Genomic DNA, 23,690 nt, shown 5'->3' with positions numbered 1-23,690 from the left:
CCTCTGTGCGGTGCATCCAGCCCGCGCAGAGGCCTGATCGCTACTCTGGAGGGGATGATGCAGCCATTCGATACGAACCCTGACCCTGCAGAGACCCCACTCCCCGACTGGTGGATGGATGCTGTCACCGTGCTCCGGGACGTGGGCCTCCAAGCTCTCGGGGTCGTCGCGATCATCGGCGGCTGCATCCTGATCGGTCTGGTCCTCCGAGTGGTCATCCGACGCGTCGTGCACCGGATCGTCGACAGTGCGAAGAGCAAGGCAGACGTCGACGACACCCAGGCCCTCGAGCGATCTCCGCTCGCCGACATGCGCCTCGTGCAGCGGACGCGAACTCTCGGGACGATCCTGCAGAACATCGTCAATGTGATGCTCGTGGTGATCGCGATCGTGCTGGTGGTCAACCATCTGTCCCCCACCCTGCTCGGTTCCCTCACCCTGCTCACTGCGGCGGTCGGCGCGGGCCTCGGCTTCGGCGCTCAGAACATCGTCAAGGACGTGCTGAACGGCATGTTCATCGTCGCGGAGGATCAGATCGGCATCGGCGACGTCGTCGATCTCGGTCTCGCGTCAGGCGTCGTCGAGTACGTGAGTGTGCGCATCACCCAGGTCCGTGATGTGAACGGCACCCTCTGGTACGTCCGGAACGGCGAGGTGCTCCGCATCGGCAACATGTCCCAGGGTTGGGCGCGCGCGATCATCGACGTCGGTGTGCCCGTCGACTCGGACTTCGACAAGGCCGAGCAGACCATGTTGGACACCGCGCTGGCGCTGGCCAAGGATCCGAAGTGGCGAACTCGCATCGTCGAGAAGCCGGAGCTGTGGGGTCTCGAGTCGATCGACGGCGACGCCCTGGTCATCCGTCTCGTGATCAAGGCTCGCGCGAACGCCAAGGACGACGTGGCGCAGGAACTGCGCAAGCGTCTGCGGTCGGCCCTGCTCGAGAACGAGATCGCGCTCCCGAGCATGACGACGGTCGTGCCCACCGGTCTCGACGGTGCACGCCGGGTTCGGGGTGCGAATCCGCCCAAGACCCGTCCGAACGCGGTCACCGGCGTGCCTGCGATCCCGGACAGGGGAATCTGGCGACGCAAGAAGACGAACGACGACGGGAGCCCCCAGAAGTGACTTTCTACGACGAGGTCGGCGGTCGCGACACCTTCGCGAAGATCGTGTCGGTCTTCTACCGCGAGGTCGCACTCGATCCTGTCCTGAAGCCGATGTATCCCGAAGAGGATCTCGGCCCCGCCGAGGAACGCCTGCTCCTGTTCCTCGAGCAGTACTGGGGCGGCCCCACGACGTACGGCGAGACTCGTGGCCACCCCCGCCTCAGGATGCGCCACATGCCGTTCCACGTCGACCCCGACGCGCGTGACCGGTGGCTCCGGCACATGCGAACGGCCGTGGACGAGGCGGAGTTGTCGCCACTCCACGAATCGACGCTCTGGGACTACCTGGAACGAGCCGCGTATGCCATGGTGAACACATTCGAGCCGTCCGGCATCGGCGCACCCTCCGCCGGGCGTCCCACGCTCGAGACGCGATCACGTCAGGAATCAACGGAGAGCACATGACGACCACGCCCCTGTCTGCAGACGTACTGGTCATCGGATGGGGGCTTGCCGGGCTCGTCGCGGCGAGTGAGGCGTTGGATGCCGGGCGTCGCGTGATCCTCGTCGACCAGGAGCCGCGCACGAATCTCGGCGGGCAGGCGTGGTGGTCGTTCGGCGGACTCTTCTTCATCGATTCGCCCGAGCAGCGACGGATGGGGATCCGGGATTCGCTCGCGCTGGCGACCCAGGACTGGTTCGGAACGGCCTCCTTCGACCGCCCGGAGGATCACTGGCCGCGCCGGTGGGCCGAGGCCTACCTCCAGTTCGCGGCCGGTGAGAAGCGCGCGTGGCTGCGCGAACGCGGCGTCACGTTCTTCCCCGTGGTCGGATGGGCCGAGCGAGGCGGATACGGTGCACTCGGTCCGGGCAACTCGGTTCCGCGATTCCACATCACCTGGGGCACCGGCCCCGGTGTCGTGGCTCCGTTCGCCGCAGCAGTCGAACAGGGTGAGCGCGAGGGCCGGATCACGATCCTGCCCCGCCACCGGGTGACCGAACTCGTCACCACCGACGGAGCCGTCACCGGCGTACGGGGAACGATCCTGGAGTCGAGCCCCGCGCTTCGCGGCGTCGAGTCGTCACGGTCCGCGATCGGCGACTTCGAGATCAGCGCCGGAGCGACGATCGTCTCCTCGGGCGGCATCGGCGGCAACCACGATCTCGTGCGTGCGGCATGGCCTGCGAGCCTCGGCGTGCCGCCCGAGCACATGCTGACGGGGGTGCCCGCGTACGTGGACGGATCGATGCACGCCGTCTCGGACGCGGCGGGGGCTCGCCTCGTGAACGGTGACCGGATGTGGCACTACGTCGAAGGCATCACGAACTGGGATCCGGTCTGGCCGTCCCACGGCATCCGCATCCTCCCCGGACCCTCGTCGCTGTGGCTCGATGCCACGGGGACGCGATTGCCTGTCCCCCTGTTTCCTGGCTTCGACACGCTGGGCACGCTCGCCCACCTCCGCCGCACCGGCTACGACCACTCGTGGTTCATCACCTCTCGTCAGATCGTCGAGAAGGAGTTCGCCCTCTCGGGAAGTGAGCAGAACCCCGACCTGACGGGCAAGGACGTCGGTCTGCTGGTGAAGTCCCGACTGGCGAAGGGACCGACCGGCCCGGTGCAGGCATTCCTCGACGAGGGTGCGGACTTCATCGTCGAGAACGATCTCGAGTCCCTGCTCGAGCAGATGAAGCGGCATCCCGGCGGCGAATCGCTCGACATCGACCACGTCCGACGGGAGGTCGTGGCGCGCGACCTGGAGATGGACAACGAGTTCTCGAAGGACGCCCAGATCGGCATGCTTCGCTCCATGCGCGGATATCGTGGCGACAGGCTGATCCGCACCGCCGCACCGCACCGGCTCCAGGATCCGGCAGCAGGTCCGCTCGTCGCTGTGAAACTGCACGTCCTCACGCGGAAATCACTCGGCGGAATCAATACCGATCTCGACGGCCGTGCTCTCGGAGCCGACGGCGAACCGATCCCCGGTCTGTATGCCGCGGGCGAGGCGAGCGGCTTCGGCGGCGGCGGGATGCACGGCTACCGCGCGCTCGAGGGCACGTTCCTCGGCGGATGTCTCTTCTCGGGTCGTCAGGCCGGGCGCGCTGCCGCGCGGTGAGCTCGTACGCGTCTACTGTGCGGAGCCCGTACCCCTGACGGCGGTCAGGCCCGACGCGACCGGGCCTCGGGAGAGAACGTGTCCGCGACGGAAGGCGAGCCGAGTCCATCGCCCCGATTGCATGACCGGAACGTCCTCCTCGCCGGAGATGAAGCCGAACGCGTCCGCCGCGAATGCCACTCCGCGCGGCAGACCGCCGAGATCGTCATCGGGCTCGCCCCAGATGGCCGCACGGAGGGCTCTGACCGCCTCCTCGCCCGCGCCCGGCGTCGCTCCACGAGCAACGGCGCTGATCCCCCACTGGGCGCGTCGGGCGATCACGGATGCCGTCAGAGTCGACGTCGCCTGCCAGTGGCCGCGCGGCGGGGCGACCCCGGCCCACGCGGGTGAGAGCCCGGTCTCCGGCAGTGTCAGGGCGCGCTCGTCGTCCGTCGCTGTGAGCGCGGCGACGACGACGTCGCACTCGAGCTCGGGGTCCGCCTGGACGACTCGCATCGCCAGCACGGTCGGAGTCTGATCGAACAGGCCGTGAGGAGAGAGCGCGGCGCCCGTCAGCGCGAGGACTCCCCTCGCTGCCTGCAGCCGAACCCCTTCATCGGAGATGCGGCTCGCTCGTCCGAGGAAGGTCAGAACGTCCTTCGCGGTCTCGGCGTCTGCGAGAAGAAGCTGGTGGGGCACACCCTCTAAACTAGCAACGCCAGAAGCATCCGCAGTCGCGGGAAGGAAGTCATGACCGCCGACGCCCACGCGATCCGCACCGTCGAACAACTCCTCGACGTGCTCGATCTCGACTCGACGCAGGCACGCACCACCGAGGACATCTTCACCGGTTCGTCGCATCCGATGCCGTCCGGACGGATCTACGGTGGCCAGGTGCTCGCGCAGAGCCTGCTCGCCGCGGAGCGCACGCTTCCGGAGGATCGGGCCGTCCACTCCATGCACGGCTACTTCCTGCGGCCGGGCGACGCGAGTCAGGGAATCACGATCGCCGTGGATCGCATCCACGACGGGCGATCCTTCTCGACTCGCCGATCACAGGCCTATCAGAACGGCGTACCGATCTTCTCGATGATCGCGTCCTTCCAGGACGAGGATCCGGGACTCGAGCATGCCGTCCCCATGCCCGCCGATGTCCCCGGTCCCGACTCCTTGCTCCCCGATGAGCAGCGCGTCGACGGTCTGCCGTCCGGCGTCGTGCGGATGCTCAGTGATCGCGCGGCCGACGTGCGCCATATCGACTCGCCTCTGTTTCTGCCGAGCGCAGACGACCGCGTCCCTCAACAGGGTGTGTGGATGCGCATGAAGGCGCCGCTTCCCGATGACCAGCGCATCCACAGGGCGGCTCTCGCATACCTGAGCGACATGACGATCCAGGAATCGATCCTCCGGGCCCATGGCGTCTATTGGGGCCTGCCCGGGCTCAAGGTGGCGAGCCTGGACCACGCGATGTGGTGGCACCGTCCCGCACGTGTCGACGAGTGGTTGCTCTATCTTCAGGAGTCTCCGAACGCGCGCGGCGGCCGTGGACTCGCCCAGGGACGCATCTACACGCAGTCGGGCGACCTCGTCGCCTCGGTCGCGCAGGAGATCATGGTCAGGGTGCCCGCACCGGCGTGATCCGGCCGGCGCCGACGAGTCAGCTCACCTCACCGGTGGGCGTACTCGATGGACGGTCCGACGTACGGTTCCCAGGCCTCGCGCATCTCCTGCGTGAGCCGCGTGGGTCGTCCGGTCTTCGCATCGACGAGCACGATGATGGCGGTGGAGCGCGCATAGATCGTGCGAGGTTCCGCCGTGGGGTCGTTGTGCACCTCGTAGCAGACCTCGACGCTGGAGCCGCCGAGCTTGCCGAACCACATCTGCACTTCGAGCGGGCGCCGTTGATACGGCACCGGTGCGAGATACTCGATCTCCTGACGAGCGATGAGCGTCAGCGTTCCCTCGTCGATGCCTGAGTCGAGCACAGCGGTGGATGGCGCCTGCTCACCGGGACCCGCACGCCAGAACGCGCGTACGCGCGCCTCCTCGAGGAGCTTCAGCATCGAGGTGTTGTTGACGTGATTGAAGGCGTCCAGATCCCCCCAGCGGAGGTGGATCGGGATGTGCAGCCGGGATCCCGGTGTCAGGTCGGACATCGGGCGGTCAGTCGCGCGTGAGCTTGCGGTGCGTCGAGCGGTGCGGCTTCGCCGCGTCTGCACCGAGGCGCTGGATCTTGTTCTCCTCGTACGCCTCGAAGTTGCCCTCGAACCAGTACCACTGGTCGGGCTTCTCGTCGGTACCCTCGTACGCGAGGATGTGCGTCGCGATGCGGTCGAGGAACCACCGGTCGTGGGTGATCACGACTGCACAGCCGGGGAACTCGAGCAGCGCGTTCTCGAGGGAGCTCAGCGTCTCGACGTCCAGGTCGTTGGTGGGCTCGTCGAGCAGCAGCAGGTTGCCGCCCTCTTTCAGGGTGAGGGCCAGGTTCAGTCGGTTGCGCTCACCACCGGAGAGCACACCGGCCTTCTTCTGCTGGTCCGGTCCCTTGAAGCCGAACTTCGAGACGTACGCGCGCGAGGGGATCTCCGTCTTGCCCACGGTGATGAAGTCGAGCCCGTCGGAGACGACCTCCCACAGCGTCTTGTCCGGGTCGATGTTCGACCGGGACTGGTCGACGTAGCTGATCTTGACCGTCTCACCGATCTTGAGATCGCCCGCGTCGAGCGGCTCGAGGCCGACGATCGTCTTGAACAGCGTCGTCTTACCCACACCGTTCGGGCCGATCACGCCGACGATGCCGTTCGGCGGAAGGCTGAAGCTGAGGCCGTCGATGAGCGAACGCCCGTCGAACCCCTTCTTCAGGTTCTTCGCGTCGATGACGACACTCCCGAGTCGGGGACCCGCCGGGATCGTGATCTCCTCGAAGTCCAGCTTCCTGGTCCGCTCTGCCTCGGTCGCCATCTCCTCGTACCGCGCGAGACGTGCCTTGGACTTGGTCTGACGGCCCTTCGCGCTCGACCGCACCCACTCGAGCTCCTCCTTGAGGCGCTTGGCGAGCTTGGCGTCCTTCTTGCCCTGGATCTCGAGGCGTTCGCCCTTCTTCTCCAGATAGGTCGAGTAGTTGCCCTCGTACCCGATGAGCCGACCACGGTCGACCTCGGCGATCCACTCGGCGACGTGGTCGAGGAAGTACCGGTCGTGGGTGATCGCGATCACCGCGCCCTTGTACGCCTGCAGGTGCTGTTCGAGCCAGAGCACGCTCTCGGCGTCCAGGTGGTTGGTGGGCTCGTCGAGCAGCAGAAGATCGGGCTTCTGGAGCAGGAGCTTCGCCAGCGCGACTCGGCGCTTCTCTCCACCGGAGAGAGGCGCGATGGCGGCATCGGCCGGCGGCGTGCGGAGGGCGTCCATCGCCTGCTCGAGCTGCGAGTCGAGGTCCCAGCCATCGGCTGCATCGATCTCTTCCTGCAGTGTGCCCATCTCGGCCAAAAGCGAGTCGAAGTCCGCATCCGGGTCGGCCATCAGCATCGAGATCTCGTTGAAGCGGTCGACCTTCGCCTTGATGGCGATGCCGTCCTGGATGTTCTCGATGACGGTCTTGCTCTCGTCGAGCTCGGGCTCCTGCATCAGGATCCCGACGGAGAAGCCGGGAGACAGCTTCGCCTCGCCGTTGGACGGCGTGTCCATGCCGGCCATGATCTTGAGGATCGTCGACTTGCCGGCGCCGTTCGGACCCACCATGCCGATCTTGGCACCGGGGAGGAATGCCATGGTGACGTCATCGAGGATGAGCTTGTCGCCCACCGCCTTGCGCGCACGAACCATCGAGTAGATGTACTCAGCCACCGAAAACCGCTCCTTCTGTTGGCGTCGAAGATCGACACTCCAGCCTACCGGCGATCGCAGGGCTCGCTACCGGAGCCGCCGTATCACCAGTCGATTGCCCGCGTCGCACCGACGAGACAGCGCCCCTCTGCGAGCTGGGGCATCACGACGGCGACGGGCTCGCCGGTCGACGGTCCCACCTGACCGACGAGGCACTCCGCGTCGCCCCAACGCACCGCGAACTGCAGGCTCTCGACCGGGTTTCCGACCGTCGTGACGTCTGCGGTCACCTGCATGGCGGCCTTGTCGAAGCCGGCCGCCGTCAGGGCATCGATATACGCGCGGCCGGAAACCCTCTGCTCGGATGCCCATACGCCGTCGGTCACGGCTGCGAAGAGCGGGAGGTTGTCCTCCGCACTGCCGTCCGCCACGAACACGGGACCTGCCGGAGATGCCGACGGCCCCGGCGACGCAGCGGCGTCGGTCGGACCCGGTGCCGGTGCGGGCGAGGCTGTCGGACCGCACGCCGTCAGCAGCAGCACCAGAGTCGTGCCGATGCCGACTGCGATCGCTGAACGCGGTGCGGAGGAGTCCGGTCGTCGAAGCACGAACCGAGTCTACGGGCGTCCTCCTCCGCACGCGTCCGGCTCACCACGATCGAGTGCGTCGGACGCAGTCCTCACCCGCCCTCAGGACGCACCGGACCCTGAGGGGAACGAACCCACGAGGTCGCTGCCTGATCCCGCAGGCTCGGCGTCGTTCGCGGCCCACGACGTGTCGATGTCCTTCATCTCATCGCTCGAGCCCAGGCTCCCCGCGTCGTCGCTGACCGCATCCGACGGCGCCGCGCCACCTCGCGGAGGCGCGTCGACGGTCGATCTGGAACTACGGCGATACGCGGTCGTGCCCCAGCGGAGGTCGTGGCCGATCGCATCCGCGTCGATGTCGACGCTGGTCCCCTGCTTGCCGTTGTTCTCCCAGGCGCGGATCTTCATCCTCCCGGTGACGATCACGCTGTCGCCCGCCCGCAGCGAGGCCTTGGCATGCTCTCCCAACTGGCGAAAAGCCGCGACCGAATACCAGTTCGTGACCACGTCGATCCAGGTCCGCGTCGATTCGTCGAACCGCCTGTGAGTGCTGGCGAGTCGGAAGTTCGTGACAGGGATCCCGCTGGTCGTGCGCCCCTGGGTGGGATCGGTCGCAACGTTTCCCACGATCGTCACTGTGTCGTACATGTTCGCTCCTCTGTGCCCGGAACGTGCGTCCGGCTCGCTACAGAGTGCGCTCCGGCGGTGCTTCCTGCGCACGCGGAACACCAGATCCTGAACAACCAGAATCGACGTCCGCATGTGCAGAAGAACTGCGCTTGCCGCCGCCTCACGCCACCCGCGCAATGTCGGTGGTCGGTCATACGTTCGAATCAGGAAAGGAGATTCGATGTCCGCCACCCTGATCACGTCCGTCCCCGAGGTTCCCCACGCGACGCCGCGGCTGTCGGCGAAGAAGGAGCACCTTGTGCGCGCCTCAGCCCATCTCTGGCGGGTGCAGGACGCGAAGGACCGGGTCCTCGGGCATCTGCGCCTCGTCCCGGATCCCCTCGGGGTCAGGTATCGGGCGGAACGCCTCCACCTCGCCACGTCGTCTTTCCGACTCGTCGGAGACTTCTGGAGCGCAGACGATGCGGTGGCCGCGCTGCGGAACGGATGAGCCTCCGCACACGTGCCCAGGCGATGGTGCCCCCGGCAGGATTCGAACCTGCGACCAAGAGATTAGAAGGCTCCTGCTCTATCCCCTGAGCTACGGAGGCGCACAGAACTACCGTACCGCGCCCGACTCGGATGTCGGAGCCGTCGATAGGATGGCGACATGGTATCTGCCTCAGAGAACGACCGCCTCGTCTGGATCGACTGTGAGATGACCGGTCTCGATCTCTCCGTCGACGAGCTCGTCGAGATCGCCGTCGTCATCACTGATTTCGAACTGCGTCCGGTCGATCCCGGCTTCCAGATCGTGATCCGCCCGAGCGACGCAGCACTCGAGAACATGAACGACTTCGTGACGAAGATGCACGAGTCCTCCGGGCTGATCACAGAGATCCCGCATGGCGTCTCGCTGGCCGAGGCCGAGGAGCAGACCCTCGCCTACATCAAGCGGTTCGTCCCCCTCGAACGCAAGGCTCCGCTCGCAGGCAACACCATCGGCACCGACCGCATGTTCCTGGCGAAGTACATGAGCCAGGTGGACCAGTGGCTGCACTACCGCAACGTCGACGTCTCCAGCATCAAGGAGTTGTCGCGGCGGTGGTACCCGCGGGTGTTCTTCCAGGCGCCGGCGAAGGACGGCGGACACCGCGCCCTCGCGGACATCCTCGAGTCGATCCGCGAGCTGCGGTACTACCGTGAGGCGGTCTTCGTCGACGAGCCCGGACCGTCGAGTGACGACGCTCGCGACATCGCCACTCGCACCGTGTCAGAGTTCACCCCGAACATGTAATAGACTCGTCTGGTTGCCAATCGCGATTGGCACATGGTGGGTATAGCTCAGCTGGTAGAGCGCTGGCTTGTGGTGCCGGATGTCGCGGGTTCGAGTCCCGTTACTCACCCCACTCAGAAGAAGGTCCGAGTCGAGAGACTCGGACCTTCTTCTGTTCTCCTCGTCGGATGACGCCGCGGTCCTGAAGCCCAGGCGGCGGTGATCGAGAGCACGCTGAGCTGCCCCTAGGATTGCGGGGTGTCGCTCGCCGTGTGGTTCTCGCTTCTGACCGCCTGCGTGGTGATCAGCTTCACGCCGGGCGCCGGTGCCATCAACACGATGTCGAACGCTCTGAGTCAGGGCTGGCGCCGATCGATCTGGGGCATCCTCGGGCAGCAGCTGGCTCTCGTCCTCCATGTCGTGATCGTCGCCGCGGGCCTGGGGCTTCTCGTCTCGCAGTCCGAAGTCCTCTTCAACGTGATCAGGTATGCCGGCGCGGCGTACCTGGTCTTCCTCGGAATCCGACTGATCCTCACGAGGCCTCGACGTGCCGCCGATGACGACGGGACGGTCGTCGACCTGCACGAGGGCCACTGGTCGATGATCAGACGCGGATTCTGGGTCAACCTACTCAATCCCAAGGCGATCGTCTTCTTCCTCGCCTTCATCCCGCAGTTCATCCGACTGGACGAGCCCCAACTCCCCCAGTACCTCACTCTCATCGGCACCGTCATCATCGTCGACATCGTGGTGATGTGGGGATTCTTCGCCACAGCGGCCGGGCCGTTCCGCAGGCTCACGAGATCCTCGCGAGGGCAGCGGACGCTCAACAGTGTCTTCGGCGTCCTCTTCATCGCCGTCGCGGGCCTCCTCGTCTTCCTCCACTGACGCGCAGCTCCCCCAGCCGGCAATAGGCTGGAGCTGATGGAGATGGATGCAGCGGACTTCGAAGAGCTCGTGATCGACGAGCTCGATCGCCTGCCCGACGAGATGGTCGACGGGCTGGAGAACGTGGTGTTCGTCGTCGAGGATCGTCCGGAGGATGGAAGCCTCGACCTGCTCGGACTCTATGACGGCTTGGCCCTGACGGAGCGCACGCAATACGGCTCCGGGGAGCTCCCGGATCGGATCGTCGTCTATCGCGAGTCTCATCTGGCCGCCTGCGACACCGATGACGAGCTTCGCGACGAGATCCATACGACCCTCGTGCACGAGATCGCGCACTTCTACGGCATCGACGACGAGCAGCTCCACACGCTGGGCTGGGCATGAGTCCCCTCGCTACACCTGACATCGACGAACAGCTCGATCTCTCGGCCGCCCCGCTCGAGCCCTGGGAGGTCGTCGTGTGGAACGACCCGGTGAATCTGATGAGCTACGTCGTGCGGGTCTTCCGCACCTATTTCGGATATTCGCTCGAGCGAGCCACGATGCTGATGCGACAGGTGCACCACGACGGTCAGGCCATCGTCGCTACGGGCCCGCGCGAGACGATGGAGGTGCACGCGCAGGCGATGCACGACTACGGCCTCTGGGCGACCGTCCGAAAGGCTTCGAGGTGACCGACCTGACCGTACGGGTGCGGATGGCCCGCGTCGAGGGTGCGCAGCTGGTGCACCTGGTCGACGACTTCCGTGAACTCGTGGGAGCGAACCGCGACGTCGAGGATCCCGCGATCGGTCGCCTGATTCCAGACCCCTATCCCGAAGACGAAGACTCGTCGCGCGCGTTCCGTGACGCGACCCGAGACGATCTCTTGGATCGACGCGCTCTGGACGCGGACATCGTCCGTACCGCACTCGCCGGGATGCGCGGGGACCTCGGCGACATGCCCCGGGACGAAGCCTTCGCAGAGCACGATCTCGACATCCCCCTGTCTGATGTCGACGCGTGGATGCGCACGCTCACCGCCCTCCGACTCGTCATCGCCGAGCGTCTCGGGATCCAGAACGATGACGATCATGATCCCGACGACCCGAGGTACGGTGTCTACGACTGGCTCGGATATCGTCTCGAGCTGACTGTCGAAGCGGCGGACCGCCTCCTCTGAGCTACGGCACTTCGACGACCCTGGTCGCCAGGGAGCGGGGATCATCGCGCGCGATGTGATCGCTTTCCTGCCGCGCCCACTGCTCCCAATGAGGCCGGTACGTCTCCCCATCCCGCGCCAGAGCCCGCGCCTTGCGGCCGGTTTCGGCGGACTCGATCCAGACGCGCACGTCCGCGATCGCCGCGGTGGCCGGGGTCAGTATCCCGCTCCCCTCGATGAGCACGCCCAGCGAGGGGTCTACCGCGTGAGTCTCAGCCTCGGCGCCCTTCGCCCAGTCCCAGCGTCGCCACTCCCCGAGGTACCCGCGACCATGCGGACGCAGAATACCGTTCAGTGCTCGCTCCACTCCGTCGCTGAGGCCGTCCCAACCGGGGTAGATGGAGTCGAGAGCGACGAGCTGCACCCGTCCGGCGATCGGCCAGCGCTGGACGAGCATCCGGGCGAGAGTCGTCTTACCGGCACCGCTGCGACCGTCGATGAGGACGACCGGATTGGCCGCAGACAGCATCCGGATGTCCTCGACGATCTGGGTCGCTGCGCGCTCGAGCGCGACAGCGACCGGGTCGTCACTTCTTGAGTGCACGGATGATGCGAGAGAGCGCGCGCCCGGTGACCCAGATGAACGGCACGGCGACGACGAGCAGCGTCACGATGTTGGGCTCGAATCGGAGTCCCTCCTCGCGGCGGACGTAGACGCCGACCGGCACGGAGACACCTCCGCCACCACCGCCTTCGGCGCCGTCACCGCTGCCTCCGCCGAAGCCGGAGTAGGTGAAAGCGACAGGAGTGATGCTCACTCCATCGACATCCTGCTGTTCGCCGTACGCGCTCTTCACGCCGAACGCGGCGGCCTGCTTTCCGAGTTCCAGTGCAATGTTGGGCATGGCTCCACGCTAGTCCAGGAATCGTCCGCGACAAGCGTCAATCCAGTCCATGGGCCTTGGGATGCTGGGCAGCGCCGCGGCCGTCACCGCGCCCTATGTGGCGCGCTCGACTGATCGTGGCGCTCCCGAACCGTGCCACGGCGTCGTCGACCGCGCCCTCGACGCGTCGCCAGTCCTCATCGTCGTCCCACAGGCCGAACCCGCCACCGCCGGCGGGGCGCAGCTTCTCTGCGCGCACCCCGACGAGCCGCACAGGATCGCGTCGCTCGATCTGATCGAAGAGCGTCTGAGCCGCTTCGCCGATGCGCTGCCCCACCGCGGTGGGTTCCGGGAGCGTCTGTGAACGGCTGATGGTGCGGAAGTCGTCGAACCTGATCTTGATGGCGACGGTCGAGGTCTCCCACTCTGCTTTCCGCAGACGCGCCGCGACGCGGTCCGCGAGGCGCAGCAGCTCAGCCCTGAGGAACGATCGGTCCATGATGTCCGTGTCGAACGTCTCCTCGTGCCCGATGCTCTTCTCCACCCGCTCGGTCTCGACTGCACGGGGGTCCTCCCCGCGGGCGAGTTCCGAGAGCCGAGCGCTCAGAGCCGGTCCGACGGCACGGTCGAGAATCGCCTGCGACGAGGTGCGGATGTCCCGCACTGTGCGAATTCCTCGTCCCTCCAGCGCTTCGGCGGCTTTCGGGCCCACACCCCACATCGCACGCACTGGGCGCGGATCGAGGAAGTCCTGGGTTTCCGATGCGGCGATGACCAGCATCCCGTCAGGTTTCGAGATCGTCGAGGCCATCTTCGCCACATGCTTGGTCGCAGCGACGCCGACGCTGCAGGTGATCCCGACCTCTTCTCTGACTCGCTCGCGAACGAGGTACGCGATTCTCGCAGGGCTCCCCCACAGACGTCGGACGCCCCGCACATCGAGAAACGCCTCGTCGACAGAGAGCGGCTCGACGAGAGGCGTGAACGACTCGAAGATCGCCATGACCTGTCGCGAGACGGCGTGGTATCGATGGAAATGCGGAGGGACGATGCGCGCAGAAGGACACAGGCGCAGAGCCTGAGAGACCGGCATAGCTGCGCGAACGCCGTAGCGACGAGCCTCGTACGAGGCGCTCGACACCACCGAGCGACCGTCAGGCGCTCCGATGATCAACGGCAGTCCTCGCAGGCTCGGATCATCGAGCACCTCGACGGCCGCGTAGAACGCATCCATATCGACGTGCAGGATGCTCGTGCCGGTGTCGTCGGCATCCGCGGACGACACGATGCGCCCTCTGCCGTCACCGTGACCCATGACACCATTCTCCCCCGGGCCTCGGACATGAGGCCCGGGGGAACCGGTTACTGCGCAGCGCGCTCGAGGACGAGTTCGCGGACACGGGCGGCGTCCGCCTGGCCCTTCATCGCCTTCATCACAGCGCCGATAACGGCCCCGGCGGCCTGGACCTTTCCGTCCTTGATCTTGGCCAGCACATCGGGCTGCGCTGCGAGTGCGTCGTCGATCGCTGCGATCAGCGCACCGTCATCCGAGACGACCGCGAGTCCGCGGCCGTCGACGACCTCCTGAGGCGTGCCCTCGCCCGCAATGACGCCCTCGAGCACCTGACGCGCGAGCTTGTCTGTGAGCGTTCCGGCGTCGACGAGTTTCTGCAGGGCCGCGACGTTCTTGGGCGAGACCAGCTCGGTGACGTCCTTCTCCTGTGAGTTGGCGAGGCGCGTGATCTCGCCCGTCCACCACTTCCGGGCCGTCGCCGGAGTCGCGCCGGCGGCGATCGTCGCTTCGACGACCTCCAGCAGCCCTCCATTGCGCACGTCCTGGAACTCCAGGTCCGTGAAGCCCCACTCGGCCATCAGACGGCGTCGACGGGCGACGGGCTGTTCCGGGAGCTCGGCACGCAGGGCATCGATCAGCTCTGCTGCAGGCTCCACCGGCAGGAGATCGGGCTCAGGGAAGTAGCGATAGTCGTCCGCATCCGACTTCGGACGACCGGGCGAGGTCGTCCCGGTGTCCTCGTGCCAGTGTCGCGTCTCCTGAGTGATGGTCCCGCCATCGGCGAGGATCTGCGCCTGACGCTGGATCTCGTACCGGACGGCACGCTCGACCGAGCGCATCGAGTTGACGTTCTTCGTCTCGGTGCGGGTGCCCAGCTTCTCCTGTCCGCGGGGACGCAGCGACACGTTCGCGTCGCAGCGCAGGTTGCCTCGTTCCAGACGCGCCTCGGAGATCCCGAGGCTGCGCACGATGTCACGGATCGTCGCGACGTATGCCTTGGCGACCTCGGGGGCGCGGTGCTCGGCGCCGAAGATCGTCTTCGTCACGATCTCGACGAGCGGCACACCGGCGCGGTTGTAGTCGACGAGCGAGTATTCGGCTCCCTGGATGCGTCCGGTCGCGCCACCCATGTGGGTGAGCTTGCCGGCGTCCTCCTCCATGTGGGCGCGCTCGATGGGGATCTGCACGATCGTGCCGTCCTCGAGCTCCACCTCGACGGAACCCTCGAACGCGATCGGCTCGTCGTACTGGGAGATCTGGTAGTTCTTGCCGAGATCCGGGTAGAAGTAGTTCTTCCGGGCGAAGCGGCTCGACGGTGCGATCGAGCATCCGAGAGCGAGACCGAGACTGATCGACGAACGGATCGCCGTCTCGTTCACGACCGGGAGCGATCCGGGCAGGCCCAGATCCACCGGCGCGATCAGCGTGTTGGGCTCGGCGGCGTGGTAGAGCTCGTTCGCCGGGTTCGGCGCGTCCGAGAACATCTTGGTGTGCGTGTTGAGCTCGACGTGGACCTCGAACCCGAGCACGGGCTCGTACAGTTCGAGCGCCTTGTCGAAGTCCATGAGCTTGGCGGTGGCCATCAGCGGGTCCCTCCCACGAGCTGGGGTGCACGCGTGAGAAGCGGCGCTCCCCACGAATCGACGAGCAGCGTCTCGACGGCGGCGCCCACCTTGTAGAGTCGCGCATCCTCCCGCGCCGGTGCGATGAACTGGATGCCGACGGGCAATCCGTCTTCCGACGCGAGTCCGCTGGGGACCGAGATGCCGGGAACGCCCGCGAGGTTGACGGGAATGGTCGTGATGTCGTTCAGATACATCTGCAGCGGATCGTCGATCTTCTCGCCGATCTTGAACGCAGTGGTCGGAGCCGAGGGCGTCGCGATGACGTCGACCTCCGCGAAGGCGTTCGCGAAGTCCTGCTGAATGAGCGTGCGCACCTTCTGAGCACTGCCGTAGTACGCGTCGTAGTAGCCGGCCGACAGCGCGTAGGTGCCGAGGATGATGCGTCGCTTCACCTCGTCGCCGAACCCGGCGTCACGCGTGGCGGACATGACGTCCTCGACGGTGGGGGTGCCGTGGGGCGTGACGCGCAGGCCGAAGCGCACCGAGTCGAACTTCGCGAGGTTGCTCGACGCCTCTGCAGGCAGGATCAGGTAGTAGGCCGCGACGCCGTACTCGAAGTGCGGAGCGCCGATCTCGACGATCTCCGCGCCCTGCGCCTCCATCATCGCGAGCGCGCTGCGGAACGATTCCGCGACACCGGGCTGGAACCCGCTGTCCGGCAGCTCTCGGATGACACCGACCTTGAGCCCCTTGAGCACGTCACCGCGCGCGCCCTCACGGGCCGCGTCAGCGAATGAGGGCCACACGTCACGCAAAGACGTGGAGTCCTTCGGGTCGTGCCCGCCGATCGCATCGTGCAGGAGACCCGCGTCGAGCACTGTACGCGTGACGGGTCCGACCTGGTCGAGGCTGGAGGCGAGTGCGATGGCCCCGTAGCGGCTGACGCCGCCGTAGGTCGGCTTGACGCCCACCGTGCCGGTGACATGAGCAGGCTGACGGATCGAGCCGCCGGTGTCGGAGCCGAGTGCCAGCGGAGCCTCGAAAGCGGCGACTGCTGCCGCCGATCCGCCGCCGGAACCGCCCGGGATCCGGTCGAGGTCCCACGGGTTGCGGGTGGGACCGTAGGCGGAGTGCTCTGTCGAGGACCCCATGGCGAACTCGTCCATGTTGGTCTTGCCGAGCGGGATCAGCCCCGCCGCGCGCGAGCGGGCGACGACCGTGGCGTCGTACGGCGAGCGGTAGCCCTCGAGGATCCGCGAGCCGCTCGTCGTCGGCTGGTCGGTCGTCACGAGGACGTCCTTGATCGCGAGCGGCACGCCGGCGATCGGGCCGAGCTGCTCACCCGCCGCACGCTGGGCATCGACAGCGGCGGCCGCCTCGAGCGCACCCTCGTTGATGTGCAGGAAGGCATGAACGTCGCCGTCGACGGCTGCGATGCGGTCGAGGTGAGCGCGAGTGGCCTCGACGCTCGAGATCTCGCGGCTGGCGAGCTTGTCGGCAAGCTCCGCCGCAGTCATGCGGATGATGTCGCTCACAGCTCTTCTCCCAGGATCGCGGTGACGCGGAATCGGCCGTCGGCCTGATCCGGCGCGTTCTGGAGCACCTGCTCGTGTGTGAGGGTCTCGCCCACCACATCGGGACGGTAGACGTTGCTCAGCGGAATCGGATGACTCGTCGCTGCGATGTCGGGGCCTGCGACCTCCGACACCTTCGCGATGTTGTCGACGATGGCATCGAGCTGGCCCGTGAGTCGGGACACCTCGTCGTCGTTGAGCTGGATGCGCGCGAGCACGCCGAGATGACGCACAAGATCAGGGGTGATTTCAGACACGGCCCCAGTCTAGTTGCCGTGCTCACCGGGTCCCTGCAGTCCGGCGAAGCCGCCCTATGCTGGGCGGGTGAGCTCGTACCAGCCTCCTCGCCCATGGATCGCCAGCTATGCCGCAGGCGTCCCGGAAGACCTCTCCCCCGTGTCCGGATCGCTGGTCGACATCGTCGCCGCGTCCGCCCGCGACTACCCGGATGCCCCCGCCCTGCAGTTCTTCGGTCGTGAGACGTCGTACTCAGAACTGCAGAATGCGATCGACCGAGCAGCCGCAGGACTGCGCGACCTCGGCGTGCGGGCGGGCGATCCCGTGGCGATCGTGCTTCCGAACTGTCCGCAGCACATCGTGGCGTTCTACGCGGTGCTCCGTCTCGGCGCCGTCGTCGTCGAGCACAACCCGCTCTACACCCCGCGCGAGCTGCGGAAGCAGTTCGAGGACCATGGCGCGAAGCACGCGATCGTGTGGAACAAGGTCGTCGCCACGGTGCAGGAGTTCCCCGCCGACCTCGCCGTGACGAACCTCATCTCCGTCGATGTGACGCGCGCGATGCCCCTTCTCACTCGTGTGGCGCTGCGGCTGCCGGTGGCGAAGGCCCGTGAGTCTCGCGCCGCTCTGACCGAGAAGGTGCGAGGAACCGTCACCTGGGACTCGCTGGTGCAGTCCGCCCCGATCCCTGCCGCTCATCCGAAGCCCGCCACCGACGACCTCGCGATCATCCAGTACACGTCCGGCACCACGGGAACCCCCAAGGGCGCCGCCCTGACCCACGGCAACCTGCTCGCGAACGCCGCGCAATCGCAGGCATGGGTTCCGTCGATCCAGCGCGGCAAGGGCTGCGTCGTGTACGCGGTGCTGCCGATGTTCCACGCCTACGGTCTCACGCTCTGTCTGACATTCGCGATGTCCATGGGTGCGCGCCTGGTGCTCTTCCCGAAGTTCGATCCGGATCTCGTGCTCGACGTGATGAAGAAGCACCCCGCCACCTTCCTTCCCCTCGTGCCCCCGATCGCCGACCGCCTGCTGTCGGCGGCGAAGGCGAAGGATGTCTCGCTCGACGGCATCGAGGTCGCGATCTCCGGCGCCATGGCTTTGCCGCACGAACTCGTGGTGCCGTTCGAGGCGGCGACGCATGGCTTCCTCGTCGAGGGGTACGGACTCAGCGAGTGCTCCCCCGTGTTGATGGCGAACCCCGTCGCTGACAACCGCGTCCCCGGCACCGTGGGACTTCCTCTTCCGGGAACCGAATGCCGCGTCGTCGATCCCGAGAACCCGACCGTCGACGTTCCTGAGGGATCCGCGGGTGAGCTCCTGGTGCGCGGACCCCAGGTGTTCTCCGGCTACTACGGCAAGCCGGAGGAGACGGAGGCGGTCTTCGTCGACGGCTGGTTCCGCACCGGTGACATCGTGACGGTCGATGAGGCGGGTTTCATCCGGATCGTCGACCGCATCAAGGAGCTGATCATCACCGGCGGCTTCAACGTGGCCCCCACCGAGGTCGAGAGCGCTCTGCGTCAGCATCCTCAGGTCGTGGACGCTGCCGTGGTCGGTCTGCCGAGCGACCACTCCGGCGAGGAGGTCGTCGCCGCGATCGTCGTCGACGCGGGGGCAGACATCGACGTCGAAGCGATCCGCGAGTATGCGCGCAGCATCCTCACGCCGTACAAGGTTCCGCGGCGTCTGTTCATCGTCGACGAGCTGCCCAAATCGCTGATCGGCAAGGTGCTGCGTCGCCAGGTCAAGGAGAGACTGCTCACTCTGACTTCCGGCTCCTGAGGCGCCCTCACAGGCGCGGAATCCCGCGAAGCGCTACCCTTGGTCAGTGACTCCTGAAGACGCTGTGCCCACCGACGCCCCCGAGACCCCTGGATTCGAGGAGCTCGGCATCACCGGCCCCGTCCTCAAGGCCATCAAGGACCTCGGCTACGAGACCCCCTCCCCCATCCAAGCCGCCACGATCCCGACCCTGCTCTCCGGTCGCGATGTCGTCGGTATGGCGCAGACCGGAACGGGAAAGACCGCGGCATTCGCGCTCCCCGTGCTCGAGCGCCTCGACGTGTCCCAGAAGACCCCGCAAGCTCTCGTGCTGGCTCCGACCCGCGAGCTCGCTCTGCAGGTGTGCGAGGCGTTCGAGTCGTACGCGTCGAAGATGAAGGGCGTCCACGTCCTCCCCGTCTACGGCGGACAGGGCTATGGCGTGCAGCTGTCGGCGCTGCGCCGCGGCGTGCACGTGATCGTCGGCACCCCCGGTCGCATCATGGACCACCTCGCCAAGGGCACCCTCGACCTGTCCCAGCTGCAGTACCTGGTGCTCGATGAAGCCGACGAGATGCTCAAGATGGGCTTCGCCGAAGACGTCGAGCAGATCCTCTCGCAGACGCCCGAGGAGAAGCAGGTAGCCCTCTTCTCAGCGACCATGCCCCCGCAGATCCGCCGACTCGCGCAGAAGTACCTGCGTGAGCCCGAAGAGATCAGCATCAAGTCGAAGACCGCCACCGGCACCAACATCACGCAGCGGTACCTCGTGGTGTCGTACGCGCAGAAGGTGGATGCGCTCACTCGCATCCTCGAGGTCGAGAACTTCGACGGCATGATCGTGTTCGTCCGCACGAAGAACGAGACCGAGACGCTGGCCGAGAAGCTGCGTGCCCGCGGATACTCCGCCGCCGCCATCAACGGCGACGTGCCGCAGGTCCAGCGTGAGCGCAGCGTCAACCAGCTCAAGGCGAGCAAGCTCGACATCCTCGTCGCGACCGACGTGGCCGCTCGCGGTCTCGACGTCGAGCGCATCAGCCACGTCATCAACTTCGACATCCCCACCGACACCGAGTCGTACGTGCACCGCATCGGCCGCACCGGCCGCGCGGGACGCACCGGAGACGCGATCAGCTTCATCACCCCGCGTGAGCGCTACCTGCTCAAGTCGATCGAGAAGGCCACGCGTCAGCAGCCCACTCAGATGCAGCTGCCCAGCCTCGACGACGTGAACACCACGCGCCTCGCCCGCTTCGACGACGCGATCACGACGGCGCTCAGCGATAGCACGCGCATCGAGAAGTTCCGCGACATCATCGACCACTACGTGCGCAACCACGATGTGCCCGAGGCCGATGTCGCAGCTGCGCTCGCTGTCGTCGCCCAGGGCGATACTCCTCTGCTGCTCGACCCGGCCGACGACGCCCTGTCGAAAGCGGTCGAGTACGACAACCGTCCGCCGCGCGAGAGCAACACTCGCGAGCGTCGCGAGACCCGCGAACCGCGCGAGCGCCGTGGGCGCGGCGACTACAAGCCGTACCGCATCGAGGTCGGACGCCGTCACCGCGTCGAGCCCCGTCAGATCGTCGGCGCACTCGCGAATGAGGGCGGCCTGGGTCGTGATGACTTCGGCGCGATCAACATCCGGCCGGACTTCACTGTCGTCGAGTTGCCGGCGAACCTCGACTCGTCCGTCCTGGAGAAGCTGAAGGACACCCGCATCTCGGGTCGGCTCATCGAGATCAAGCCCGACCGTGGGCCTGGAGCCCGTCGTAACGACGGCCCTCGTGACGGCGCCCGCGGTGGGTTCGAGCGCCGCGATGACCGTCCGCGCTACGACCGTGACGACCGTCCTGCTCGCACCGATGAGCGAGGCGAGAAGCCGTTCCGCAAGCCCCGACACAAGGGCTGATCAGCCGTAGAACGCATCGAGCGCGCCGTGCCCGGACGAAAGTCCGGGCACGGCGCGCTCGCGTGCACCGATGGGCAGCCATCCTGAAGGGCCAGCCTGCGCGTCAGGCTCCTGAAGGCCTGTGGCGAGCGAGACGCGCGGCCACGTCGATGAGCTGTTCAGGGCGCGCGAGCAACGCTCTCTGCTCCGGGTTGTCGATGAGATGCTGCAGCAGCCGGTGGGCCCCGTCCACCGTCGGTGTCCAGTACCCGCCGACGTGGTGACGGCTCAGCGGTGCGATCGACGTTTCCCCGTCTGCCAGGAGCTCGACCGCGCCATCCTCAGGGTCGAATCCGAGATCGGACACGGCGAGGAACGTCAGGGCGCCGAGGACGAGCGTGCTCAAGAGGCCGGGCAGACGGAACCGCGTGGTGGGCACGTCGAGGATCACTCGCTGCACCTGGGACCAGGGAATGATTCCCCGGTTCTCTGTGCCGTGGCGGATCAGGAGCGCATCAGGCGTCAGACGCAGGTGGTTGCGGCCCGGGTCTCCCACAGCCATCGCGCCGGAGACGGCGATCAGCGGTCCATATCGCCTCATCCCAGAGCGTCCGGCCCCTCCGTGACGAGGATGTGGAACTGAGCGGCATCGAGGATGCGGATGCCGAGCTCCTCCGCCTTCCCCAGCTTCGACCCCGCTCCGGGACCGGCCGCGACGAAGTCCGTCTTCTTGGAGACGCTCGACGCGGCCTTACCGCCCGCCTTGAGGATGGCCTCCTGCGCTCCATCTCGGGTGTACCCGTCGAGCGAACCGGTCGCGACGACCGTGATCCCGTCCAACACACCGCCCTGGACGACTGCCGCGCCCGGACCGGGATGACCGGGCGTGGCCCACTGGACGCCTGCCTCGGCCCAGCGACGAACGATGTCCTGGTGCCAGTCGACATCGAACCACGCGAGCAAGGAGTCGGCGATGATGCCGCCGACTCCTTCCACAGCGGCGAGCTCGTCGCGAGAGGCCGCGCGGATCGCGTCGAGCGAACCGAACCACTGCGCCAGCGCCCTCGCCGCGACCGGCCCGACGTGACGGATGTTCAGTGAGACGAGCAGCCGCCAAAGGTCCTTGGTCTTCGCCTTCTCGAGTTCCGCGAGCAGAGTCACAGCTTGAGAGGAGGGCTGGGGGCCCTCCAGCCCCGACTTCTTCTCTGTCGCGGTCGGGTTGCGTCGGAATGGCGCCCTCGTCTTCACGAGACCGTCTTCGTCCTCCTTGGGCAGCCCCGTCTCGGCATCGCGCACGACGAGCTCGATCGGCACGATCTCATCGAGCGTCAGCGCGAACAGTCCGGCTTCGGTCTCGAGAGGCGGTGTCGCCGGCGAGGTCGGCTGGGTGAGCGCGGCCGCCGTGACTTCTCCGAGCGCCTCGATGTCGAGGGCGCCCCGCGAACCGATGTGCTCGACACGACCGCGAACCTGGGCCGGACACGAGCGCGCGTTGGGGCAGCGCAGATCGATGTCGCCCTCCTTCATCGGACGCAGCGGCGTGCCGCACTCGGGGCATTCGATCGGCATCACGAACTCCCGCTCGGTACCGTCGCGTTTCTCGACGACCGGACCGAGGACCTCGGGGATCACGTCGCCCGCCTTGCGCAGGACGACGGTGTCGCCGATCAGCACTCCCTTGGCCTTCACAACGTCCTTGTTGTGCAGCGTCGCCTGCCTGACGACGCTCCCCGCGACCTGGGCGGGAGCCATCACCGCGAACGGCGTCGCCCTGCCGGTTCGACCCACAGACACGACGATGTCGAGCAGCTTCGTCTGCACCTCTTCGGGCGGGTACTTGTACGCGATCGCCCAGCGAGGCGCCCGACTGGTGGCGCCGAGCTCGTCGTGGAGGGACAGCTCGTCGACCTTGACGACGATCCCGTCCAGCTCGTGCTCGATATCGTGCCGGTGCTCGCCGAAGTACTCGACGAACGCAACCACGTCGTCGATGCTCGTGCACACCCTGGTGTGCGGGCTGGTCGGCAGCCCCCAGTCCGACAGCTTGTCGTAGACCTGACTCTGTGCGGCGACCGGCGGATTCTCCCAGGCCCCGATGCCGTGCACGTACAGCGCGAGCGACTCGATGCGCAGCATCCCCGCCTCGAGTTCGAGCCCGTCCTTCTTGTCGATCTGCTGACGCAGGCCACCACTCGCCGCGTTGCGCGGATTCGCGAACGAGGGGAACCGCCGAGCCGCAGCAGTTCGCGCCTTCTCTTCGTCGAACGGCTTCTTCGCTCCGCTCCGAGCCTCCCAGCGGGCGAGAGCATCGGCGTAGGCCCGGTCGCGGAACTCCGCCTGTGCGGCATTCAGGCGCTCGAAGGCGGCCACGGGAATGAACACCTCGCCGCGCACCTCGACGATGGGAGGGTGACCTTCGCCGCTGAGCTCGAGGGGGATCTCGGGAAGGCGCAGCGCGTTCTCGGTGACGATCTCACCGACGCGCCCATCTCCCCGCGTCGCCGCCGACGTCAGCCGCCCGTTCTCGTAGCGGAGATTGATCGCGAGGCCGTCGATCTTGAGTTCGGTGAGCCAGTCGACAGCTCGCCCCGCAGAGGCGCGCGTCTTGGCGGCCCAATCCCTGAGCTCGTCGATCGAGAACACGTTGTCGAGACTCAGCATCCGCTCCGCGTGCTCGATGGTGGCGAGCCCGGTGGCCTCGGCCGCCCCCACCATCTGAGTGGGCGAGTCCTGACCCTGCAGCTCGGGATGCATCCGCTCCAGCTCTTCGAGCCTGTGCATCCACCCGTCGTAGGTGAAGTCGTCGACGAGTGAAGTGTCGCGCCCGTAGTACGCGTCCTTCGCTTCGAGGATTCGAGTGGTCAGCTCGTCCGCTTCGATACGGGCGTCTTCCAGCGAGATGTTCTCCGGCACCCCGCCAGTCTACGAGCGGGCGCCGACATCGAGA

25 protein-coding genes and 2 tRNA genes are annotated in these 23,690 nt (G+C 66.8%); 13 read left to right on the top strand and 14 right to left on the bottom strand.

Going from position 1 to position 23,690, the window contains the following annotated elements; translation table 11 throughout:
• Nucleotides 1-54: 54 nt before the first annotated feature.
• Genes ASE34_RS09425 through ASE34_RS09415 form a run of 3 tightly spaced genes read left to right on the top strand, consistent with a single transcriptional unit; the run spans nucleotide 55 to nucleotide 3,229 of the window.
• On the top strand, nucleotides 55-1,128 hold the full coding sequence (locus tag ASE34_RS09425; RefSeq protein ID WP_056278698.1) for a mechanosensitive ion channel family protein: 1,074 nt from the start codon (nucleotides 55-57) through the stop codon (nucleotides 1,126-1,128).
• Complete coding sequence (locus ASE34_RS09420) at nucleotides 1,083-1,574, top strand: globin (protein ID WP_222839269.1); 492 nt, start codon at nucleotides 1,083-1,085, stop codon at nucleotides 1,572-1,574. The genes ASE34_RS09425 and ASE34_RS09420 overlap by 46 nt, the downstream gene beginning before the upstream one ends.
• Nucleotides 1,571-3,229, top strand: coding sequence for an FAD-binding dehydrogenase (locus ASE34_RS09415; protein WP_056278697.1), 1,659 nt, complete (start codon nucleotides 1,571-1,573; stop codon nucleotides 3,227-3,229). Before ASE34_RS09420 ends, ASE34_RS09415 begins: the two co-directional genes overlap by 4 nt.
• 12 nt (nucleotides 3,230-3,241) lie before the next feature.
• Here the strand turns inward: ASE34_RS09415 and ASE34_RS09410 are convergent, their stop codons facing one another.
• On the bottom strand, nucleotides 3,242-3,907 hold the full coding sequence (locus ASE34_RS09410) for a hypothetical protein (RefSeq protein ID WP_056278696.1): 666 nt from the start codon (nucleotides 3,905-3,907) through the stop codon (nucleotides 3,242-3,244).
• 51 nt (nucleotides 3,908-3,958) lie between these two features.
• Here ASE34_RS09410 and ASE34_RS09405 point away from each other — a divergent pair, with 51 nt between their 5' ends.
• Entirely contained in the window at nucleotides 3,959-4,846 is an 888-nt protein-coding gene (locus ASE34_RS09405) for an acyl-CoA thioesterase (protein ID WP_056278695.1), read from the top strand.
• Between the two features lie 29 nt (nucleotides 4,847-4,875).
• On the opposite strand, the gene ASE34_RS09400 is transcribed toward ASE34_RS09405, so the two are convergent.
• The 4 genes from ASE34_RS09400 to ASE34_RS09385 form a co-directional block, all read right to left on the bottom strand.
• Entirely contained in the window at nucleotides 4,876-5,364 is a 489-nt protein-coding gene (locus ASE34_RS09400; protein WP_056278694.1) for an acyl-CoA thioesterase, read from the bottom strand.
• 7 nt (nucleotides 5,365-5,371) lie between these two features.
• The gene (gene ettA, locus ASE34_RS09395; RefSeq protein WP_053096025.1) at nucleotides 5,372-7,051 is read right to left on the bottom strand and encodes an energy-dependent translational throttle protein EttA; all 1,680 of its coding nucleotides are present in this window, start codon (nucleotides 7,049-7,051) and stop codon (nucleotides 5,372-5,374) included.
• Between the two features lie 83 nt (nucleotides 7,052-7,134).
• Complete coding sequence (locus ASE34_RS18000) at nucleotides 7,135-7,638, bottom strand: DUF6993 domain-containing protein (protein WP_072591251.1); 504 nt, start codon at nucleotides 7,636-7,638, stop codon at nucleotides 7,135-7,137.
• 81 nt (nucleotides 7,639-7,719) lie between these two features.
• Nucleotides 7,720-8,265 (bottom strand): single-stranded DNA-binding protein, encoded by a 546-nt coding sequence (locus ASE34_RS09385; protein WP_053096024.1) that lies wholly within the window; start codon nucleotides 8,263-8,265, stop codon nucleotides 7,720-7,722.
• A gap of 202 nt (nucleotides 8,266-8,467) precedes the next feature.
• Here ASE34_RS09385 and ASE34_RS09380 point away from each other — a divergent pair, with 202 nt between their 5' ends.
• Nucleotides 8,468-8,737, top strand: a complete 270-nt coding sequence (locus ASE34_RS09380; RefSeq protein ID WP_053096023.1) for a hypothetical protein — start codon at nucleotides 8,468-8,470, stop codon at nucleotides 8,735-8,737.
• A gap of 24 nt (nucleotides 8,738-8,761) precedes the next feature.
• On the opposite strand, the gene ASE34_RS09375 is transcribed toward ASE34_RS09380, so the two are convergent.
• Nucleotides 8,762-8,837 (bottom strand) — tRNA-Arg (locus ASE34_RS09375).
• 59 nt (nucleotides 8,838-8,896) lie between these two features.
• On the opposite strand from ASE34_RS09375, the gene orn reads away from it, so the two are divergent.
• From orn to ASE34_RS09345, 6 genes are all read left to right on the top strand, one after another.
• A complete protein-coding gene (gene orn, locus ASE34_RS09370) occupies nucleotides 8,897-9,523 on the top strand; it encodes an oligoribonuclease (protein WP_053096022.1) in 627 nt (208 codons plus the stop codon).
• 36 nt (nucleotides 9,524-9,559) lie between these two features.
• A tRNA-His gene (locus tag ASE34_RS09365) sits at nucleotides 9,560-9,635 on the top strand.
• Between the two features lie 125 nt (nucleotides 9,636-9,760).
• On the top strand, nucleotides 9,761-10,390 hold the full coding sequence (locus ASE34_RS09360) for a LysE family transporter (protein WP_056278693.1): 630 nt from the start codon (nucleotides 9,761-9,763) through the stop codon (nucleotides 10,388-10,390).
• 36 nt (nucleotides 10,391-10,426) lie between these two features.
• Entirely contained in the window at nucleotides 10,427-10,774 is a 348-nt protein-coding gene (locus ASE34_RS09355) for a metallopeptidase family protein (protein WP_056278692.1), read from the top strand.
• Nucleotides 10,771-11,064 (top strand): ATP-dependent Clp protease adapter ClpS, encoded by a 294-nt coding sequence (gene clpS, locus ASE34_RS09350; RefSeq protein WP_053096019.1) that lies wholly within the window; start codon nucleotides 10,771-10,773, stop codon nucleotides 11,062-11,064. Before ASE34_RS09355 ends, clpS begins: the two co-directional genes overlap by 4 nt.
• Complete coding sequence (locus ASE34_RS09345) at nucleotides 11,061-11,552, top strand: DUF2017 family protein (protein ID WP_056278691.1); 492 nt, start codon at nucleotides 11,061-11,063, stop codon at nucleotides 11,550-11,552. Before clpS ends, ASE34_RS09345 begins: the two co-directional genes overlap by 4 nt.
• Nucleotide 11,553: 1 nt before the next feature.
• On the opposite strand, the gene ASE34_RS09340 is transcribed toward ASE34_RS09345, so the two are convergent.
• From ASE34_RS09340 to gatC, 6 genes are read right to left on the bottom strand one after another with little or no spacing between them, the layout of a single operon-like run.
• Nucleotides 11,554-12,135: a hypothetical protein gene (locus ASE34_RS09340; RefSeq protein WP_157538167.1), complete on the bottom strand. Its 582-nt coding sequence runs from the start codon at nucleotides 12,133-12,135 to the stop codon at nucleotides 11,554-11,556.
• Nucleotides 12,119-12,436, bottom strand: coding sequence for a hypothetical protein (locus tag ASE34_RS09335; protein WP_053096016.1), 318 nt, complete (start codon nucleotides 12,434-12,436; stop codon nucleotides 12,119-12,121). Before ASE34_RS09335 ends, ASE34_RS09340 begins: the two co-directional genes overlap by 17 nt.
• A 37-nt stretch (nucleotides 12,437-12,473) precedes the next feature.
• Nucleotides 12,474-13,730, bottom strand: a complete 1,257-nt coding sequence (dinB, locus tag ASE34_RS09330) for a DNA polymerase IV (RefSeq protein ID WP_056278689.1) — start codon at nucleotides 13,728-13,730, stop codon at nucleotides 12,474-12,476.
• A gap of 47 nt (nucleotides 13,731-13,777) precedes the next feature.
• Nucleotides 13,778-15,292 (bottom strand): Asp-tRNA(Asn)/Glu-tRNA(Gln) amidotransferase subunit GatB, encoded by a 1,515-nt coding sequence (gene gatB / locus ASE34_RS09325; protein ID WP_056278688.1) that lies wholly within the window; start codon nucleotides 15,290-15,292, stop codon nucleotides 13,778-13,780.
• Entirely contained in the window at nucleotides 15,292-16,809 is a 1,518-nt protein-coding gene (gene gatA, locus ASE34_RS09320) for an Asp-tRNA(Asn)/Glu-tRNA(Gln) amidotransferase subunit GatA (RefSeq protein ID WP_053096013.1), read from the bottom strand. Before gatA ends, gatB begins: the two co-directional genes overlap by 1 nt.
• On the bottom strand, nucleotides 16,806-17,105 hold the full coding sequence (gene gatC / locus ASE34_RS09315; protein WP_056278687.1) for an Asp-tRNA(Asn)/Glu-tRNA(Gln) amidotransferase subunit GatC: 300 nt from the start codon (nucleotides 17,103-17,105) through the stop codon (nucleotides 16,806-16,808). Before gatC ends, gatA begins: the two co-directional genes overlap by 4 nt.
• A 67-nt stretch (nucleotides 17,106-17,172) precedes the next feature.
• Here gatC and ASE34_RS09310 point away from each other — a divergent pair, with 67 nt between their 5' ends.
• Together ASE34_RS09310 and ASE34_RS09305 are read left to right on the top strand one after the other, a co-directional pair.
• The gene (locus ASE34_RS09310; RefSeq protein ID WP_056278686.1) at nucleotides 17,173-18,873 is read left to right on the top strand and encodes a long-chain-fatty-acid--CoA ligase; all 1,701 of its coding nucleotides are present in this window, start codon (nucleotides 17,173-17,175) and stop codon (nucleotides 18,871-18,873) included.
• 46 nt (nucleotides 18,874-18,919) lie between these two features.
• Nucleotides 18,920-20,764, top strand: a complete 1,845-nt coding sequence (locus ASE34_RS09305; RefSeq protein WP_056278685.1) for a DEAD/DEAH box helicase — start codon at nucleotides 18,920-18,922, stop codon at nucleotides 20,762-20,764.
• 103 nt (nucleotides 20,765-20,867) lie between these two features.
• Here the strand turns inward: ASE34_RS09305 and ASE34_RS09300 are convergent, their stop codons facing one another.
• Together ASE34_RS09300 and ligA are read right to left on the bottom strand one after the other, a co-directional pair.
• Nucleotides 20,868-21,344, bottom strand: a complete 477-nt coding sequence (locus ASE34_RS09300) for a hypothetical protein (RefSeq protein ID WP_056278684.1) — start codon at nucleotides 21,342-21,344, stop codon at nucleotides 20,868-20,870.
• The gene (gene ligA, locus ASE34_RS09295) at nucleotides 21,341-23,656 is read right to left on the bottom strand and encodes an NAD-dependent DNA ligase LigA (RefSeq protein WP_056278683.1); all 2,316 of its coding nucleotides are present in this window, start codon (nucleotides 23,654-23,656) and stop codon (nucleotides 21,341-21,343) included. The genes ASE34_RS09300 and ligA overlap by 4 nt, the downstream gene beginning before the upstream one ends.
• Between the last annotated feature and the right edge of the window lie 34 nt (nucleotides 23,657-23,690).

This window comes from Microbacterium sp. Root280D1 (assembly GCF_001428975.1).
Classification (GTDB): Bacteria; Actinomycetota; Actinomycetes; order Actinomycetales; family Microbacteriaceae; genus Microbacterium.
This window is presented reverse-complemented; position numbering and strand designations above follow the sequence as displayed.

Bases quoted from the DNA above. Each gene is read 5' to 3' on its own strand.
- ASE34_RS09425 (WP_056278698.1), top strand. From the start codon at position 55: ATGATGCAGCCATTCGATACGAACCCTGACCCTGCAGAGACCCCACTC.
- ASE34_RS09415 (WP_056278697.1), top strand. From the start codon at position 1,571: ATGACGACCACGCCCCTGTCTGCAGACGTACTGGTCATCGGATGGGGG.
- ASE34_RS09405 (WP_056278695.1), top strand. From the start codon at position 3,959: ATGACCGCCGACGCCCACGCGATCCGCACCGTCGAACAACTCCTCGAC.
- ASE34_RS09400 (WP_056278694.1), bottom strand. From the start codon at position 5,364: ATGTCCGACCTGACACCGGGATCCCGGCTGCACATCCCGATCCACCTC.
- ASE34_RS09385 (WP_053096024.1), bottom strand. From the start codon at position 8,265: ATGTACGACACAGTGACGATCGTGGGAAACGTTGCGACCGATCCCACC.
- ASE34_RS09380 (WP_053096023.1), top strand. From the start codon at position 8,468: ATGTCCGCCACCCTGATCACGTCCGTCCCCGAGGTTCCCCACGCGACG.
- orn (WP_053096022.1), top strand. From the start codon at position 8,897: ATGGTATCTGCCTCAGAGAACGACCGCCTCGTCTGGATCGACTGTGAG.
- ASE34_RS09355 (WP_056278692.1), top strand. From the start codon at position 10,427: ATGGAGATGGATGCAGCGGACTTCGAAGAGCTCGTGATCGACGAGCTC.
- clpS (WP_053096019.1), top strand. From the start codon at position 10,771: ATGAGTCCCCTCGCTACACCTGACATCGACGAACAGCTCGATCTCTCG.
- ASE34_RS09335 (WP_053096016.1), bottom strand. From the start codon at position 12,436: ATGCCCAACATTGCACTGGAACTCGGAAAGCAGGCCGCCGCGTTCGGC.
- dinB (WP_056278689.1), bottom strand. From the start codon at position 13,730: ATGGGTCACGGTGACGGCAGAGGGCGCATCGTGTCGTCCGCGGATGCC.
- gatB (WP_056278688.1), bottom strand. From the start codon at position 15,292: ATGGCCACCGCCAAGCTCATGGACTTCGACAAGGCGCTCGAACTGTAC.
- ASE34_RS09300 (WP_056278684.1), bottom strand. From the start codon at position 21,344: ATGAGGCGATATGGACCGCTGATCGCCGTCTCCGGCGCGATGGCTGTG.